This window comes from Blastococcus haudaquaticus (assembly GCF_900230285.1).
Classification (GTDB): domain Bacteria; phylum Actinomycetota; class Actinomycetes; order Mycobacteriales; family Geodermatophilaceae; genus Blastococcus_B; species Blastococcus_B haudaquaticus.
Genome location: NZ_OCNK01000001.1, coordinates 357,340 through 372,646, shown reverse-complemented (window position 1 = coordinate 372,646; position 15,307 = coordinate 357,340). Strand labels below are relative to the sequence as shown.

General features: G+C 74.2%; 15 protein-coding genes. 10 read left to right on the top strand and 5 right to left on the bottom strand.

The window, feature by feature from the left end; all coding sequences use genetic code 11:
* Positions 1-69: 69 nt before the first annotated feature.
* Genes CRP30_RS01810 through cofD form a run of 3 tightly spaced genes read right to left on the bottom strand, consistent with a single transcriptional unit; the run spans position 70 to position 2,724 of the window.
* Positions 70-678: a dTDP-4-dehydrorhamnose 3,5-epimerase family protein gene (locus CRP30_RS01810; protein WP_097182255.1), complete on the bottom strand. Its 609-nt coding sequence runs from the start codon at positions 676-678 to the stop codon at positions 70-72.
* Positions 679-706: 28 nt separating this feature from the next.
* Positions 707-1,762, bottom strand: coding sequence for a coenzyme F420-0:L-glutamate ligase (locus CRP30_RS01805; RefSeq protein ID WP_097182254.1), 1,056 nt, complete (start codon positions 1,760-1,762; stop codon positions 707-709).
* Positions 1,759-2,724, bottom strand: coding sequence for a 2-phospho-L-lactate transferase (gene cofD, locus CRP30_RS01800; RefSeq protein WP_097182253.1), 966 nt, complete (start codon positions 2,722-2,724; stop codon positions 1,759-1,761). The genes CRP30_RS01805 and cofD overlap by 4 nt, the downstream gene beginning before the upstream one ends.
* Before the next feature lie 369 nt (positions 2,725-3,093).
* Between cofD and CRP30_RS01795 the strand changes: the two genes are divergently transcribed.
* On the top strand, positions 3,094-3,363 hold the full coding sequence (locus CRP30_RS01795; RefSeq protein ID WP_200814574.1) for a WhiB family transcriptional regulator: 270 nt from the start codon (positions 3,094-3,096) through the stop codon (positions 3,361-3,363).
* A 90-nt stretch (positions 3,364-3,453) separates the two neighbouring features.
* The gene (locus tag CRP30_RS01790; protein ID WP_097182251.1) at positions 3,454-4,275 is read left to right on the top strand and encodes a GNAT family N-acetyltransferase; all 822 of its coding nucleotides are present in this window, start codon (positions 3,454-3,456) and stop codon (positions 4,273-4,275) included.
* Between the two features lie 3 nt (positions 4,276-4,278).
* On the opposite strand, the gene CRP30_RS01785 is transcribed toward CRP30_RS01790, so the two are convergent.
* Positions 4,279-5,190 carry a hypothetical protein gene (locus tag CRP30_RS01785; RefSeq protein ID WP_143278382.1) on the bottom strand — a complete coding sequence of 304 codons (912 nt, stop codon included), beginning with the start codon at positions 5,188-5,190 and terminating at the stop codon, positions 4,279-4,281.
* Between the two features lie 84 nt (positions 5,191-5,274).
* Entirely contained in the window at positions 5,275-5,754 is a 480-nt protein-coding gene (locus CRP30_RS01780; RefSeq protein WP_097182249.1) for a metallopeptidase family protein, read from the bottom strand.
* 175 nt (positions 5,755-5,929) lie between these two features.
* Here CRP30_RS01780 and CRP30_RS01775 point away from each other — a divergent pair, with 175 nt between their 5' ends.
* From CRP30_RS01775 to ahcY, 8 genes are all read left to right on the top strand, one after another.
* Positions 5,930-6,280: a DUF3499 domain-containing protein gene (locus CRP30_RS01775; protein WP_097182248.1), complete on the top strand. Its 351-nt coding sequence runs from the start codon at positions 5,930-5,932 to the stop codon at positions 6,278-6,280.
* Positions 6,281-6,448: 168 nt separating this feature from the next.
* The gene (locus CRP30_RS01770; RefSeq protein ID WP_097182247.1) at positions 6,449-7,813 is read left to right on the top strand and encodes a phosphomannomutase/phosphoglucomutase; all 1,365 of its coding nucleotides are present in this window, start codon (positions 6,449-6,451) and stop codon (positions 7,811-7,813) included.
* Positions 7,810-8,010, top strand: coding sequence for a Trm112 family protein (locus tag CRP30_RS01765; RefSeq protein ID WP_255407324.1), 201 nt, complete (start codon positions 7,810-7,812; stop codon positions 8,008-8,010). The genes CRP30_RS01770 and CRP30_RS01765 overlap by 4 nt, the downstream gene beginning before the upstream one ends.
* A 28-nt stretch (positions 8,011-8,038) precedes the next feature.
* Complete coding sequence (locus tag CRP30_RS01760) at positions 8,039-9,175, top strand: SIS domain-containing protein (protein WP_097182246.1); 1,137 nt, start codon at positions 8,039-8,041, stop codon at positions 9,173-9,175.
* Between the two features lie 145 nt (positions 9,176-9,320).
* Positions 9,321-10,265: a DUF808 domain-containing protein gene (locus CRP30_RS01755; RefSeq protein ID WP_097182245.1), complete on the top strand. Its 945-nt coding sequence runs from the start codon at positions 9,321-9,323 to the stop codon at positions 10,263-10,265.
* A 132-nt stretch (positions 10,266-10,397) separates the two neighbouring features.
* Positions 10,398-12,170, top strand: a complete 1,773-nt coding sequence (locus CRP30_RS01750) for a glycerol-3-phosphate dehydrogenase/oxidase (RefSeq protein ID WP_097182244.1) — start codon at positions 10,398-10,400, stop codon at positions 12,168-12,170.
* Between the two features lie 120 nt (positions 12,171-12,290).
* The gene (gene manA, locus CRP30_RS01745) at positions 12,291-13,466 is read left to right on the top strand and encodes a mannose-6-phosphate isomerase, class I (RefSeq protein ID WP_097182243.1); all 1,176 of its coding nucleotides are present in this window, start codon (positions 12,291-12,293) and stop codon (positions 13,464-13,466) included.
* 252 nt (positions 13,467-13,718) lie between these two features.
* A complete protein-coding gene (gene ahcY, locus CRP30_RS01740) occupies positions 13,719-15,221 on the top strand; it encodes an adenosylhomocysteinase (RefSeq protein WP_097182242.1) in 1,503 nt (500 codons plus the stop codon).
* The last annotated feature ends 86 nt before the right edge of the window (positions 15,222-15,307 follow it).

The following is a 15,307-nucleotide window of genomic DNA, read 5'->3' as shown; positions in this document are numbered from 1 at the left end:
TCCGTGCGCGCGCCCGGAACCCGGCGCCGAGCGGGGTCCTCCCCACAAGGGAGGACCGGACGTCCGCCCTCAGTGCGACGGCGTACGGCGTTCGGCGTACCGGGCCGCGCACTGCTCCATGGTGGGCAGCAGCCCCTTCTCCCGGGCCTCGGCGAGCGTCGGGGCGGCCCGGTCCTTGGCCGAGAACTCGAACTCGAGACCGGACGGCCACGGCAGGTCGAGCTCCGGGTCCATCGGGTCGACGCCGAACTCGCGGCCGGGGGAGTAGCCGGTCGACACGAGGTAGGTCACCGAGCTGTGGTCGGCCAGCGAGAGGAAGGCGTGCCCGAGCCCCTCCGAGAGGTAGACCGCCCGCGGCTGCTCGCTGTCCAGGACGACGGCGTCGTGCACCCCGAACGTGGGGGAGCCGACCCGGACGTCGACGACCACGTCGAGCACCTTCCCGGCCGGGCAGTAGACGTACTTGGCCTGACCGGGTGGCACGAGGGCGAAGTGGACGCCCCGCAGCACGCCACGCGCGGACACGCTGTGGTTGGCCTGGGCCAGCGTCAGCCCGGCCCCGGTGACCTCGGACAGGACGTCGGCGCGGTACCACTCGGTGAAGCGGCCGCGCGAGTCGCCGTGGGGCACGAGATCGAGCACGTAGCTGTCCGGTACGGCGAGTTCGCGGATCTCCACGGGTCCGACGCTACTGAAGACGACGTGGTCACGACGCGGGCGTGCCGAGCCACAACCTCCCGACGAGTGAGGAGCCGCCCGGCGTGCCGACCGGCTCCCAGCGGGTCGTCCACCCCTCGGCGTGCAGCTGGACGATGGCCGCCCCCAGCAGCGCGCCGAGGTTGAGCGCCGTCGTCAGGCTCGGGACGTCGCCGAGGTGCACGTCGACGACGCCGTCGCCCGCCCCGCCGTGACGCAGGACGACCGGGAACTCCGGCAACGCGGAACTGGCGACGCGGAAGGCCTGGGCCACGGCCTCCCGTTCCCCGGCGCGCGCGGCGAGGCCCGTACCGGGCCGGCGGGCGCCGACGAGGTCCCGCGCCCCGTAGGGGAAGAGGTCGTCGGCCGCGCGCCGCACGAGCGCCCGGGTGCCGGTGTCGGGCTCCGGACGGTCGACCGGCAGACCGCGGACGACGGCCACCGGGACGCCGGACAGCTTGCCCTTGACCAGGTCGGCGGCCGACGCGAGCTCGTCGACGACGGCGACCCGGGTGGTCTCCAGCCGGTTGCCCCACGCGTCGACGGCGCCACGGTGGTCGGTGAGCGCCGGGATTCCGGCGGCGCCGACCGCCACGTCGGTCAGGCCCTCCCGCCAGGTCCGGCCGAAGGTGTCGCTCACGACCACGGCGACGTCGACGCCCAGGAGCTCGCCGAGCCGGGCGCGCAGGGACCGGGCCGACGCGTCGGCGTCCTCCGGGAGCAGGACGAGCGCGTCCTGGCCGATGTTGGAGGCGTCGATGCCGGCGGCCGCCACCACCCAGCCCTGCCGGGTCTCGACGATGGCCAGCGGGCCGCGACGGGCGACCACCCGCACGGCCTCCTGCTCGACCGCCTGCAGCCGCATCGCCTCCCGGTCGGCACCGGGCGGGACGTGGACGAGCCGGCCCTCCACCTTGGAGACGGCCTTGGAGGTGACGACGACGACGTCGCCGTCGGCCAGCCAGGGCGCCGCGTCCGCGATCGCCGCGGCCAGGTCGTCGCCCGGCGTGAACTCGGGCAGGCCCTCGACCGGCAGGACCGAGATGCCGGCGGGCGGCTCGCTCATCGGCGGCCGCGCGCCGCGGCGGCGGCCTCCAGGGCTGCGCGGGCGAGGGCCTCGGTCGTGTCCGGGGAGGACATCAGCAGCGGTACCTGCCGGACGTCGACGCCCGGGACGGAGGCGCCGTCGTCCGGGGCGACGAGCCACGCGTCGAGCAGGCCTCCGTCGGAGCGTGCTCCGTAGTGCCGGCCCACCCCCTCGGCGCTGACCTCGATGCCCAGGGCGGGCAGGCAGCGGTCGGCCATCCCGCGGACCACGGCCCCGCCGACGATGGGGGAGACCCCCACGACCGGGGCCGGCGAGGACTGCAGCGCCGCGCGCAGACCGGGCACGCCGAGGATGGTGCCGATCGACACCACGGGGTTCGACGGCGCCAGGAGGACGGCGTCCGCGCCGGAGAACGCCTCCACGACGCCGGGACCGGGCCGGGCGGCGTCCACCCCGATCTGGACGAAGGCCCGGGGCTCCGGCGCCGCGCGATGACGCACCCACCACTCCTGGAAGTGGATGGCGCGCTGCCGGCCGGTGTCCGGGTCCTCGACGACCACGTGGGTCTCCACCCGCTGGTCGCTCATCGGCAGGAGGGTGACGCCGGGCTGCCAGCGGTCGGCCAGCGCCGCGGTCACGGCCGACAGCGGGTAGCCGGCGTCGAGCATCCGGGTGCGGACGAGGTGGGTGGCGACGTCGCGGTCGCCGAGGCCGAACCAGTCGGGGTCGGCACCGTAGGCGGCCAGCTCCGCCTTGACCGTCCAGCTCTCCTCGGCCCGGCCCCAACCCCGTTCCTCGTCGATGCCGCCGCCGAGGGTGTACATGACCGTGTCGAGGTCCGGGCAGATCCGCAGACCGTGCAGCGTCACGTCGTCACCGGTGTTCACGACGGCGGTGATCTCCGCGTCCGGCCGCGCGGCCCGGACTCCGCGCAGGAATCGAGCCCCTCCGGTCCCACCTGCCAGCACCACGATCTGCACGAAACACATGGTGCCCGATGGGCACTTGTCGACTGTTCCACGGGCGTGTCGAGGGTTGGGACAGCATCTGACGAACGCCTGGTACGGATGGGGCTGGTGTGGCGTGTCGCTTACACCGAGCAAAGTTGACGGGCAGGCAACGACACGCGTGTAATTCCGTCGATGTCATCGAGTGCAGGCCGGTCCGGGAGCGTCCCGGGAACCGCGCACCGGGGCAAGAGCGAGAGGGGACGCACCGACATGGCCGAGATTTCGTGGTTGAGCGACTACGTCAGCGCTACCGACCGGTCGACCGACCGCTTCGGGGCCGGAACCGGCCAGGGCATCAGCGGCCAGGGAACGGGCGGCCAGGGCATGGGCGGTGTGGGCATGGGCGGTGCGGGCATCGCCGGCCTGCTCGGGATCGGCGCCGAGGCGGACGCCCAGTCGTGGCAGGAGCAGGCGCTGTGCGCCGAGACCGACCCGGAGGCGTTCTTCCCGGAGAAGGGCGGCTCCACCCGCGAGGCGAAGAAGATCTGCACCGGCTGCGAGGTCAAGGCGCAGTGCCTGGAGTACGCCCTCTCCAACGACGAGCGCTTCGGCATCTGGGGCGGCCTGTCCGAGCGTGAGCGCCGCCGCCTGCGCCGCCGCGCAGTCTGACGAAGGACACCAGAGCTTCGACGGCCTGACCCCTCGGGCCGACCCGCAGCCGCTGACGGATCCCGTCGGCGGCTGTGGTCGTATGCGGGGGTGCTCACCCGGATCGCCGTCGGTCGCGCCCGGGTCGCCCGTGAGGTGCGCGCCGCGGCACCGTTGATGGCCCAGCTGCGGGTTCCCGTGACCGCCCGGGGGCCGTGGCTCACGGCGGTCCTCAACGCCGGCGCCGCGCGCCGCGGTGTGGGCGGTGGTGCGGGCCGGCCCGTCGCTGTGCTGGTCGAACCGCACACCGGGGGCCGCCCCGAGGCGGTGGCGTTCCTCACCCTGCGCCGCAGTGGCCCGTGGGTCCGGGTGGGGGTGCTCGGCGACGGAGTCGGGCCCGCGCCGGGTGGCCGCCCCCCGGCGCGCCTGCTGGCCCGCGACGAGCACGCGGCGGAGCTCCTCGCCGCGGGCATCGCCGGTCTGCTGCGCGGGGTCCGCGGGTTCCACCGGCTCGACCTGGCCGGCCTGCCCACCGGCGATCCCACGGCGCGGGCGCTGGCCGCGCGGTTGCCCGACGGGCTGATCGCCAACGCCCGCAGCACCGGCGTCGTCGACGAGCTGGACGGCCGGGGCGAGGTGCTGCGCAGCGGCGACCCCCGCGAGCTCGAACGGTGGCTGCCCACGCTGCTGGCCCGGGTGCCGGGGCCGCGGGACCGGGCGTTCCTGCGTGCCGCCGCGCGGCTGCACGTGGCGATCGGGCAGCTGGAGGTCGCCGTGATCCCGGGGACCGACGGGCCGCGGGCCGCCCTGCTCACCCTCGTCGACGGGCTCGACCGGTGGCCGTGGTGGGGGTTCAGCGACGTCGGGGGCCTGGGCGACGCCATGGGCGCGCCGGTGGTCCGCCTGACCGACCCGGCCCGCCGCTGGCCCTGAGCCTCAGCCGCCCCGGACCAGGACGTCGTCCCCGTCGTCCCCGCTGCCCACCCGCTCGCCGCCGACCTCGAGCACCCCGGTCGCGGGCGTGCGTCCCCCGGAGCTCTCGCCGTCCCGCGGCCGGGCGGTGACGACGACGTCGTACACGCGCCCCGTGGCGACCGGCGCGGAACCGGCTGCGGGCCGGGAGGTGGCGAAGGCGCCGGAGACGCGCACGCCGCCACCGTCCCTCCGTGCATCGAGCTGCGGCGTGGACAGCTCCGCGACCTCGGTGACCGACCGCGTGCACCCTGCGGCCTCCGGGTCCGCGGGGGCGTCGGTCCGCAGGCAGTTGAACGTGGCCAGCTCGATCGTCGCGGTGGTGCGACCGTCCTCCGTGGTCACCCGTACCCGGGGACGGGCCACGGTGACGCCCACCGCGTGTCGCTCCAGGACGACGCCGCCGAAGGTGAGGTCCGCCGCGAGGTCGCTGGACCGGGCCGGGGCGCTGCTGCGCGCCGGGTCGCGGTCGTCCGCGGTGGTCGGCGTCCCGACCGCGGGCCGGTCCGGCGTGCGGACAGCGGCCACGGCCGCGGCGGCGCCGATCAGCAGCAGCGCGCCGACGGCCATGGTGGCCAGGAGCCGGAGCCCGCTCCGGTCCTCGCGCCCCGGCGCGGCCTGCTGCGGGGGAGCGGCGGGCGGGCTGCTCAGCGGGGGCCAGGCCGCGACCGGCGCGACGGGGCCGGGAACGGAGCCGGGCGGCGACGCGAGGAAGCCGGGGAGGTCGTCCTGCTCCGGCTCGTCGGGGGCAGGCGGCGGTGCGTCCGCACCGCGGCTCCGCCCCAGGAGACCCACGGCGACCGCGAGGACGGGCACGAGGAGCCCGAGCACGACACCGAGCACGAGCCACGGCCCGGCCGTCACGGGGATCTCCATCGCGGTCAGCATCCCAGGACCCCCGGCGACGACCCGCGGCGTGATGGAGCTGCCCGCTCCACGGGCCGCCGTACGGGTCCTCCGTCAGCCCGTGGGGTCGATCTCCTCCGGGTCGCGGCCGAGGAGGACGGCCACCTGGTCGACGACGACGTCGCGCACCAGTTCGGCGAGATCCTCCCGGTCGTGCGCCCGGATCTCCAGCGGTCGCCGGTAGACGACGATGCGCGGTGGCACCTCCCGCTCGCCCTCGCGGTGGGCGGGCAGCACCCGGGCCAGGGGCACCGAGCCGTCGTCCAGCACGTCGGCGTCGTGCACCACCTCGTCGGGGCTGGTGTGCTCGACCCACGGCACGTCCTCGACCGCGAACTCGACGCCGGCGAGCTCCCGCTCCCAGCGGCGCTCGATGTCCTCGACCGCGTCGAGGACCAGATCGTCGAACTGCTCGGCCCTGGAGCGGGCCAGCGGCACCTCGGCGGGCACCAGCCGGCCGCGCAGCCCACGGCCGTGCCGGTCCCGCCGCGAGGCGGTGCGACGGGGGCGGGGAGCGGGTGCGGGCGGGGTCATGGCGGTGCGAGCCTACGGCCGGGTGAGGAGGCGGGACCGGTGTCGGTGCCCACGGGGTCATCGTGCAGGATGGGGCTGGCTGTCCGGCCGTCGTCCGGCCATGGCCAGATTTCCGGTGTGCCTGCTCCCATGGATCGCTCTGCGCGATTACTGTGCGATGCGTGAGGAACCGGTGGTGAGGCAGTCACGTCGCTGCTCGCGCAGCGGCTGCGCGCAACCGGCAGCGGCGACATTGACCTACGTGTACGCGGAGTCGACGGCCGTTGTCGGCCCTCTGGCGACCTTCTCGGAGCCGCACAGCTACGACCTGTGCGAGTTCCACGCCGAGCGGCTGACCGTGCCGCGCGGCTGGGAGGTCGTCCGGCACGAGATCGACCTGGACGACGCCGGGCCGACCGGCGACGACCTGCTCGCGCTCGCCGACGCCGTGCGCGAGGCGGCCCGGCCCGAGCCCCCGCGGAACCCTGCCGACGACGGCAGCGGAACCCGACGCGGCCACCTCCGGGTCCTGCCCGACCTCACCTGAGCCCGTCGCGAGGTGCCGTCGACGACACCGTCCGGCGGCTCGCCCGAGCGGGCGAGCACCAGGGGTCGGGGTCCTTCCTCGGTGGCGAGCAGCGCGGTCCTTATAGGGTCGGCGGGCCGGGTGCCGCCCGGGGTGCACGAACTGCCGCGAGGACGAGGGTGAGCTGCGTTGCCGGACCTGTCGACGATCATCAAGGCCTACGACGTCCGCGGGGTCGTCCCTGACGAGTGGGACGAGGCGACCAGCCGTGCCATCGGGGCCGCGTTCGCCGAGTTCGTGGTCAGCGACAGCGGCGCGACCTCCGTGGTCACGGCGCACGACATGCGCGAGTCCTCGATCCCCCTCTCCCGCGCCTTCGCCGAGGGCGTGATCAGTCGGGGGGTGGACGTCATCGAGGCCGGGCTGGGCTCCACCGACCTGCTGTACTACGCGGCCGGCTCGCTGGACATGCCGGGAGCGATGTTCACCGCCAGCCACAACCCCGCCCAGTACAACGGCATCAAGATGTGCCGCGCCGGTGCGGCGCCGATCGGCCAGGACTCGGGCCTGGCCACGATCCGCGAGTGGGCCCAGCGCGACAGCTACGACCGGGAGCCCGAGCGGATCGGGACGGTGAGCTCCCAGGACGTCCTCGCCGGGTACGCGGCACACCTGCACTCGCTCGTGGACCTGTCGGGCATCCGCCGGCTGAAGGTCGTCGTCGACGCCGGGAACGGCATGGGCGGGCACACCGTCCCGGTGGTCCTCTCCGGGCTGCCGCTGGAGATCGTGCCGCTGTACTTCGAGCTCGACGGCAGCTTCCCCAACCACGAGGCCAACCCGCTGGACCCGGCGAACCTGGTCGACCTGCAGGCCGCCGTCCGCGAGCACGGGGCCGACATCGGCCTGGCCTTCGACGGGGACGCCGACCGCGTCTTCGTCGTCGACGAGAACGGCGACCCGGTGAGTCCCTCGGCGGTGACGGCGCTGGTCGCCGTCCGCGAGCTGGCCAAGGGCCGCGGGACGACGATCATCCACAACCTGATCACCTCGAAGGCGGTCCCGGAGATCGTGCGCGAGCACGGGGGAGAGCCCGTCCGCACCCGCGTGGGCCACTCCTTCATCAAGGAGGAGATGGCCCGTACCGACGCCGTCTTCGGCGGCGAGCACTCCGCGCACTACTACTTCCGGGACTTCTGGCGGGCCGACACGGGGATGCTCGCGGCCATGCACGTGCTGGCAGCGCTGGGGGAGCAGTCCGCCCCGCTCTCGGAGCTCACGGCGGCCTACAGCCGGTACGTCGCGTCGGGCGAGATCAACTCCACCGTCGCCGACGCCCCGGCGAAGGCGGCGGAGGTCCGGTCCACCTTCGAGGCGCACGAGGGCGTCACCGTGGACGAGCTGGACGGCCTGACCGTCCAGCTGCCCGACGGCGCCTGGTTCAACCTGCGGGCGAGCAACACCGAGCCGCTGCTGCGGCTCAACGTCGAGGCGCCGGACGAGCCGCGGATGGCCGAGCTCCGGGACCAGATCCTGGGCATGGTGCGCGCGTGACCGGGGCGACGTCGAGCGGTCCGCTGGGTCTGGACCCCGAGCTGCTGGCCATCCTGGCCTGCCCCGACACCCACCACAGCCCGCTCACCGTCGACGAGGCGGCGAGCGAGCTGTTGTGCACGACGTGCGACCGGGCCTTCCCCGTGCGCGACGGCATCCCCGTGCTGCTGCTGGACGAGGCCCGGCACCGGAGCTGAGGGCCGAGGACCCGATGGCGGTAGACCTGTGACCCCGGAGTTCGCCGAGGAGGTCCTCGACGACCTCGAGCTGCTGCGTGCCCGCGACCCCAGAGATCTGCTGCTCGCGGTGGCGGGCGCCGGCGCCCAGGTGCGGGAGACGGCCCGGCTCACCGCAGAGGCGGGCCTCGAGCGCGTCACGGGGGGCGGGCGCCCCCGCGGAATGGTCATCGTGGCGCGACGGGAGGGCGCTGTCGCCGCGTCGGTCCTGCGTGCCCTGCTGGGCCCGTCCAGCCCCGTCACCGTCGACGTCGTCCCCGGGCCGACGCTGCCGGTGTGGACGGGGCCGAGCGACATCGCGGTCGTCGTCACCCGCACCGGGGCGGGCGCCTACGCGGTGGCCCCCGCCTACGAGGCGGCCCGCCGGGGCGTGTCCCTCGTCGGGATCGGGGCGGAGGAGGCGCCGCTGCACGCAGCCTGCTCCGCTGCCCGGGCGCCGTACGTGGCGCTGCCCGCGTCGAGGGCCCGGCACACCACGCTGTGGTCCCTGCTGACGCCGCTCCTCCTCCTGGTCCGGGAGCTCGGCCTCCTCCCCGCGGACGTCGCCGATCCGGAGGCGATCGCAGCCGCCCTCGACGAGATCGCCATGGAGTGCGGTCCCGCTCAGGACTCCTTCGTGAACCCGGCCAAGACGTTGGCCCTGGAGCTGCTGGACGCGCTGCCGGTCATCGCCGCGGAGGGCCCGATGGCCGACGCGGCCGCCACCCGGATCGTCGACCAGCTCGCCACCCTGGCCGGGCTGCCCGCGAGCGCCTTCCGGCTGCCCGACCAGCGCGTCGCCGCCTGCGCGGTCCTCGGTGGCCCGCTGGCCCCGCGGGACGCCGACGACTTCTTCCGGGACCGCGCCGACGACCCGGGTCGCCGGCTGCGGCTCCTCACCATCCGCGACACCGACGCCCCCGGACCCGGCGCGGGCGAGCGCGAACCACGGTCGGCGCCGGCGGCCATGGACGAGGTGCTGCGCACCGCGGCCACGCACACCGTCCCGGTGAGCGGGCTGGCCGAGCACGGCGAGCCCGGCCGGTTCGCGCGGTTGCCCCGGCTGGCCAGGCAGCTGGCCGTGGCCGACTTCACCGCCGTCTACCTGGCCCTGGCCGTGGACAACGAGCGGGCGCGGCGACCGTGACACGGCCGGCGCGGCCCCGGCGCGTTCGACCGCCCCTCGCCGGGTAGTCCACCCCGACGGCCGGCGCGCAGTCGCGCACCGCAGGACCCGACAGACACCATCACTGGAACAGCACGCTGGTGCTCACGACCGGAAGGACCCTCACGTGGCGGGTGGACTCGTAGCGCTGCTGGACGACGTGGCGGTGCTGGCGCGTGCAGCCGCCGCGTCGATCGACGACATCGGGGCCGCCGCCGGCCGGGCGAGCATCAAGGCCGCCGGGGTGGTCGTCGACGACACGGCCGTCACGCCGCAGTACGTGCACGGGCTGAACGCCGAACGCGAGCTGCCGATCATCCGCAAGATCGCGCTGGGCTCCCTGCGCAACAAGCTGCTCATCATCCTGCCGGTGATCCTGCTGCTCAGCCAGTTCCTGCCCTGGCTGCTGACCCCGATCCTCATGATCGGCGGGGCCTACCTCTGCTACGAGGGCGCGGAGAAGATCTGGCACCGGGTCAGCGGGCACGCCGAGGCGCACGCATCCGTGGAGGAGGCGCTCCCGGACGAGAAGACCATCGTCACCGGTGCCGTCCGCACCGACTTCATCCTGTCGGCGGAGATCATGGTCATCTCGCTCAACGAGGTGGCCTCCGAGGCGTTCGTGTCCCGGGCGATCATCCTGGCGGTCGTCGCGGTCGGCATCACCGTGCTGGTGTACGGCGTCGTCGGTGTCATCGTGAAGATGGACGACGTCGGCCTGAGCCTGTCCCAGAGGTCGGGCAAGGGGGTGGCCGCCTTCGGCCGCGGGCTGGTCAAGGGCATGCCGAAGCTGCTGACCGCCCTGACGATCGTCGGGACGGCCGCGATGCTCTGGGTCGGCGGGCACATCATCCTGGTGGGCACCGACGAGCTGGGCTTCCACCCGATCTACGAGTTCGTGCACCACCTCGAGGAGGCGGCGAAGGAGGCGACGGGCGCGGTCGGCGGCGTCGTGGGCTGGATCGTGAACACCCTCGGCAGTGCGCTGCTCGGGCTCGTCGTCGGCGCCCTGATCGTGCTGGTCATGAACCTGACGGTGCACCGGCGCAAGAAGCCGGCCGAGGCGCACTGAAGAAGGACCCCCCTGCCCCCCGCCACTCGCACGCTCGCGGCGGGCCCCTGCAGGAGGGCCGTTCCAGCACGTCACCTGGCTCGCCGTGAGCCTCCGGACGGGGCCGGGCGCGGGTGGGGGACAGTAGGAGTCATGCACCCGGGGGAGACCGACCGCACGCTGCTGTCACCGGCGCGCCGCCGCGCCGACCGCGCCCGCCTGGAGGACGAGGTCGTCGACGTCCTCGTGATCGGTGGCGGCGTCACCGGTGCCGGGGCGGCGCTCGACGCCGCCAGCCGCGGGCTCTCCGTCGCGCTGGTGGAGGCGCGGGACTGGGCGGCCGGCACGTCGAGCCGGTCGAGCAAGCTCATCCACGGCGGCCTGCGCTACCTCGAGCAGTTCGCGTTCCCGCTGGTGCACGAGGCGTTGTCGGAGCGTGCCCGGCTGGTGCAGACCATCGCCCCGCACCTCGTCACACCGCTGCCCTTCCTGCTGCCGCTCACCGCACCGGTCTGGCAGCGCGCCTACTTCGGCGCGGGCGTCGCCCTGTACGACGTGCTCGGTGCCGCGTTCGCCCGCGGCCGGGAGATCCCGCGCCACCGGCACCTCTCGCGGAAGAAGACGCTCGCGGCGTTCCCGGGCCTGCGCGGTGACGTCGTCCGCGGATCGATCCGCTACTGGGACGCGCAGGTGGACGACGCCCGGCACACCCTGGCCGTCGTCCGCACGGCTGCCGGCTACGGCGCCCGGGTGCTATCCAGCGCCCGCGTCGTCGACCTCCTGCGCGACGGCGACGGCGACGGACCGGACTCGCCGGTCGTCGGCGCCCGCGTGGCCGACCTGACCGACGGGTCGTCCTTCACGGTCCGGGCCCGGAGCGTCGTGGCCGCGACCGGCGTCTGGAGCGACGACGTCGGAGCCATGCTCGGTGCGGACGCGCCCAGCCTGAAGGTCCGCGCCTCCAAGGGCGTCCATCTCGTGGTGCCCCGCGCGGCCATCGACGGGGACGCGCTGGCAACCGCCGGCGGCACACCCTCCGGGCTCATCCTCCGGACGCCGACCAGCGTCCTGTTCGTCATCCCCTGGGGCGACGAGCGCTGGATCATCGGGACCACCGACACCCCGTGGCGGCTCGACCGCGACCACCCCGCGGCCAGCAGCGCGGACATCGACTACATCCTCGACCAGGTCAACCGGGTGCTCGTGCGTCCGGTCACCCCCGAGGACATCCTCGGTGTCTACGCCGGGCTGCGCCCGCTGCTGGCCGGGGAGTCCGACCAGACCAGCCGGCTGTCCCGCGAGCACGCCGTCATCACCCCGGTCCCCGGCCTGGTCCTCGTGGCGGGCGGCAAGTACACGACCTACCGGGTCATGGCCGAGGACGCCGTCGACGCGGCGGTGGCAGGTCTGCCCGGCGCGCCGGCCTCCCGGACCGCCCGGCTGCCGCTGGTGGGCGCGCACCGCTGGGCCGACGTCCGTGACCGGGCGGCGGAGCTCGCCGACGGCAGCGGCGTACCCGAGTCGACGGTCGCGCGGCTCCTGCGCCGGCACGGTGACCGCACCGGCGACGTCCTGGACCTCGCGCGTTCCGACCCGGCGCTGGCCCGGCCGCTCGAGGGCGCGCCGGGATACCTGTCCGCCGAGGTGGTGCACGCCGTCCTCGCCGAAGGCGCCCTGCACCTGGACGACGTCCTCACCCGGCGGACGCGGGTGTCCATCGAGACCGACCACCGGGGCGTGGAGTCCGCGCCGCAGGTCGCGCGGCTCATGGCTGCGGCGCTCGGCTGGGACGAGGAGCGGACCAGCCGCGAGGTCGCGCACTACACGGCGCGCGTCGAGGCGGAACGGGAGTCCCAGCGGATGCCCGACGACCACACGGCGGACGCCGCCCGGCTCGGGGCCCCCGACGTGCGCGCCGCGGTCTGACAGCACGGGCGGCGCAGCGGCGACGGTGCCGCCCTGGGGGCCGCGTTGCCGCAGACCACCACTGGGGCCGGTGGTGCGCGGCGCCCGCCCGCCGGGCGGGTGGGCGATAGTGTCGCGCCGATGTGGCAGCTGCAGAACACCGTGCGTCATTACCCGTGGGGCTCGCGCACCGTGATCCCCGAGCTCCTGGGTGAGCCCAGCCCGGCCGACCAGCCCTACGCCGAGCTGTGGATGGGGGCGCACCCCGATGCCCCCAGCGTGCTGTCCAACGGCACCTCCCTGGACAAGGCGATCGAGGAACAGCCCGACCTCCTGCTCGGGGCCGAGGTCCGCGAGCGGTTCGGCTCGCGTCTGCCGTTCCTGCTGAAGGTGCTCGCCGCCGACAAGCCCCTGTCGCTGCAGGCGCATCCCACGCCGGAGCAGGCGCAGGCCGGCTTCGCCGCCGAGGAGGCCGCGGGCGTTCCGCGCGACGACGCGACGCGGACGTTCAAGGACCCGTTCCACAAGCCGGAGCTGCTGCTGGCGCTGACCCCCGTCGAGGCCTTGTGCGGCTTCCGCCCGGTCGAGGAGTCGCTGCACTGCCTGGCCAAGCTCCAGGTGCCCGAGCTCAAGCCCACGATCGCGGCCCTGGCCCGCGGCGGGCTGCGCGCGGCCATCCCGCAGCTGCTCGCCCTGAACCCGGATCACCGTGCGGTCCTTGTCAGCGCGGTCGCCGAGGCCGCGGCCCGCTTCGTGGCCGCCCACGACCCGGAGTTCATCAACACCTACCGGTGGGCGGCGTCGCTGGCGGAGACCTACCCCGGTGACCCGGGCGTGGTCATCTCGCTGATGTGCAACCACCTCAAGCTCTCGCCGGGGGAGGCGGTGTTCCTGCCCGCCGGCAACCTGCACGCCTACCTCTCGGGCGCCGGCGTGGAGATCATGGCGAGCTCGGACAACGTGCTGCGCGGCGGGCTGACCGGCAAGTACGTCGACCTGGCGGCGCTGATCGAGGTGCTGGACTTCACCGACGGGCGGGTCCCGGTCATCCATCCGGTGCTCGGCCCGGGCGGACTGCGCTACCCGGTGCCGGTCGAGGACTTCGACCTGACCCGGTGCCAGCTGGGTGTGCAGGAGGGCACGCTCACGACCGGCGGGCCGCAGCTGCTGCTGTGCACGGAAGGCACGGTCGTGCTGACCTCGCCGGAGGGCGAGGTGGTGCTGGACAAGGGGCAGTCGGCCTTCGTCCCTGCCGGCGCACCGGTCACCGCACGCGGCCCGGGCGTCGTCCACCGGGCGACGACGAACCTCGCCTGAGCGCCGCCTCCTCCTCCCCGCCCGGCGCCGACGGGGGGCGGTGCCGTGGAGGAGGTCGGTGCTGGGGCCGGTGTGTGGGGGTCGGTGTGGGGGCTTTGTCACGGACCGGTCACGACGTATCGTGGACGGCGGTACGAGCCCCGCCGAAGCCTCGGCACGCTCGCTCTTTTCAGCGACCGCCGAGAGCCCGCTGCCGTGCGCCGATCACCTCCTGCATCGCCCGCACGGCACCGGCACGCACCCTGGAGCGACATGACTGCCAGCACTGGCACCCGCCCGACCACCCTGACCACCCCCGACGGCTCGGCCGACTTCAAGGTCGCCGACCTCTCCCTGGCCGGCTTCGGCCGCAAGGAGATCGAGCTCGCCGAGCACGAGATGCCCGGTCTCATGGCGCTGCGCGCCGAGTACGGCGACGCGCAGCCGCTGGCCGGTGCCCGCGTGGCCGGCTCGCTGCACATGACCGTGCAGACCGCCGTCCTCATCGAGACGCTGACCGCGCTCGGTGCCGACGTCCGCTGGGTGTCCTGCAACATCTTCTCCACCCAGGACCACGCCGCCGCGGCGATCGTCGTCGGCGAGGGCACCCCCGAGCAGCCCGCCGGTGTTCCGGTCTTCGCCTGGAAGGGCGAGTCGCTGCCCGAGTACTGGTGGTGCACCCAGCGCCTGTTCGAGTTCCGCGACGAGTCGGGCGCGGTCGTCGGCCCGAACATGCTGCTCGACGACGGTGGGGACGCCACCCTGCTCGTCCACCTCGGCACCCGCTTCGAGGCCGACGGCGTCGTCCCCGACACCACCGACGCCGACTCCGAGGAGTACGCGGTCATCCTCGACACCCTCCGCGGCACCCTCGCCGAGGACGGCCAGTACTGGACCCGCATCGGCCAGGGCATCAAGGGCGTCACCGAGGAGACCACCACCGGCGTCATGCGGCTCTACGAGCTCGCCCGTGACGGCCGCCTGCTCTTCCCGGCGATCAACGTCAACGACTCGGTCACCAAGAGCAAGTTCGACAACCTCTACGGCTGCCGGCACTCGCTGATCGACGGTCTCAACCGCGCCACCGACGTCATGATCGGCGGCAAGGTGGCCGTGGTCTGCGGCTACGGCGACGTCGGCAAGGGCTGCGCGGAGTCGCTGCGCGGCCAGGGCGCCCGCGTGATCATCACCGAGATCGACCCCATCTGCGCCCTGCAGGCCGCCATGCACGGCTACGAGGTGACCACGCTGGACGAGGTGATCGGCAAGGCCGACATCATCATCACCACGACCGGCAACAAGGACATCATCTCCGCCGAGCAGCTGGCCTCGACCAAGCACCAGGCGATCATCGGCAACATCGGTCACTTCGACAACGAGATCGACATGGCCGGCCTGGCGAAGACCCCGGGCGTCGTCCGGACGACGATCAAGCCGCAGGTCGACGAGTGGCGGTTCGAGGACGGCCACACGATCATCGTGCTCTCCGAGGGCCGGCTGCTGAACCTCGGCAACGCCACCGGGCACCCCAGCTTCGTGATGAGCGCGTCGTTCTCCAACCAGACGCTCGCCCAGATCGAGCTGTGGAACAACCGGGCCGCCTACGAGGGCCAGACCCCCGGAGTCACGGTGCTGCCGAAGAAGCTCGACGAGCACGTGGCGCGCCTGCACCTGGACGCGCTGGGCGTGAAGCTCACCGAGCTCAGCAAGGTGCAGGCCGACTACATCGGCGTCCCGGTCGAGGGTCCCTACAAGAGCGACCACTACCGCTACTGAGAGGACCCCCTCCCTCCCCACGCCTCGCTCCGCTCGGCGCGGGCCCCTGGGAGGGGGCCGTTCCATCCGGTCACCGGGGAAAGCGG

Bases quoted from the DNA above. Each gene is read 5' to 3' on its own strand.
- CRP30_RS01795 (WP_200814574.1), top strand. From the start codon at position 3,094: ATGGGCGGTGCGGGCATCGCCGGCCTGCTCGGGATCGGCGCCGAGGCG.
- CRP30_RS01805 (WP_097182254.1), bottom strand. From the start codon at position 1,762: ATGAGCGAGCCGCCCGCCGGCATCTCGGTCCTGCCGGTCGAGGGCCTG.
- manA (WP_097182243.1), top strand. From the start codon at position 12,291: ATGTGGCAGCTGCAGAACACCGTGCGTCATTACCCGTGGGGCTCGCGC.
- CRP30_RS01750 (WP_097182244.1), top strand. From the start codon at position 10,398: ATGCACCCGGGGGAGACCGACCGCACGCTGCTGTCACCGGCGCGCCGC.
- CRP30_RS01780 (WP_097182249.1), bottom strand. From the start codon at position 5,754: ATGACCCCGCCCGCACCCGCTCCCCGCCCCCGTCGCACCGCCTCGCGG.
- CRP30_RS01785 (WP_143278382.1), bottom strand. From the start codon at position 5,190: ATGGAGATCCCCGTGACGGCCGGGCCGTGGCTCGTGCTCGGTGTCGTG.
- ahcY (WP_097182242.1), top strand. From the start codon at position 13,719: ATGACTGCCAGCACTGGCACCCGCCCGACCACCCTGACCACCCCCGAC.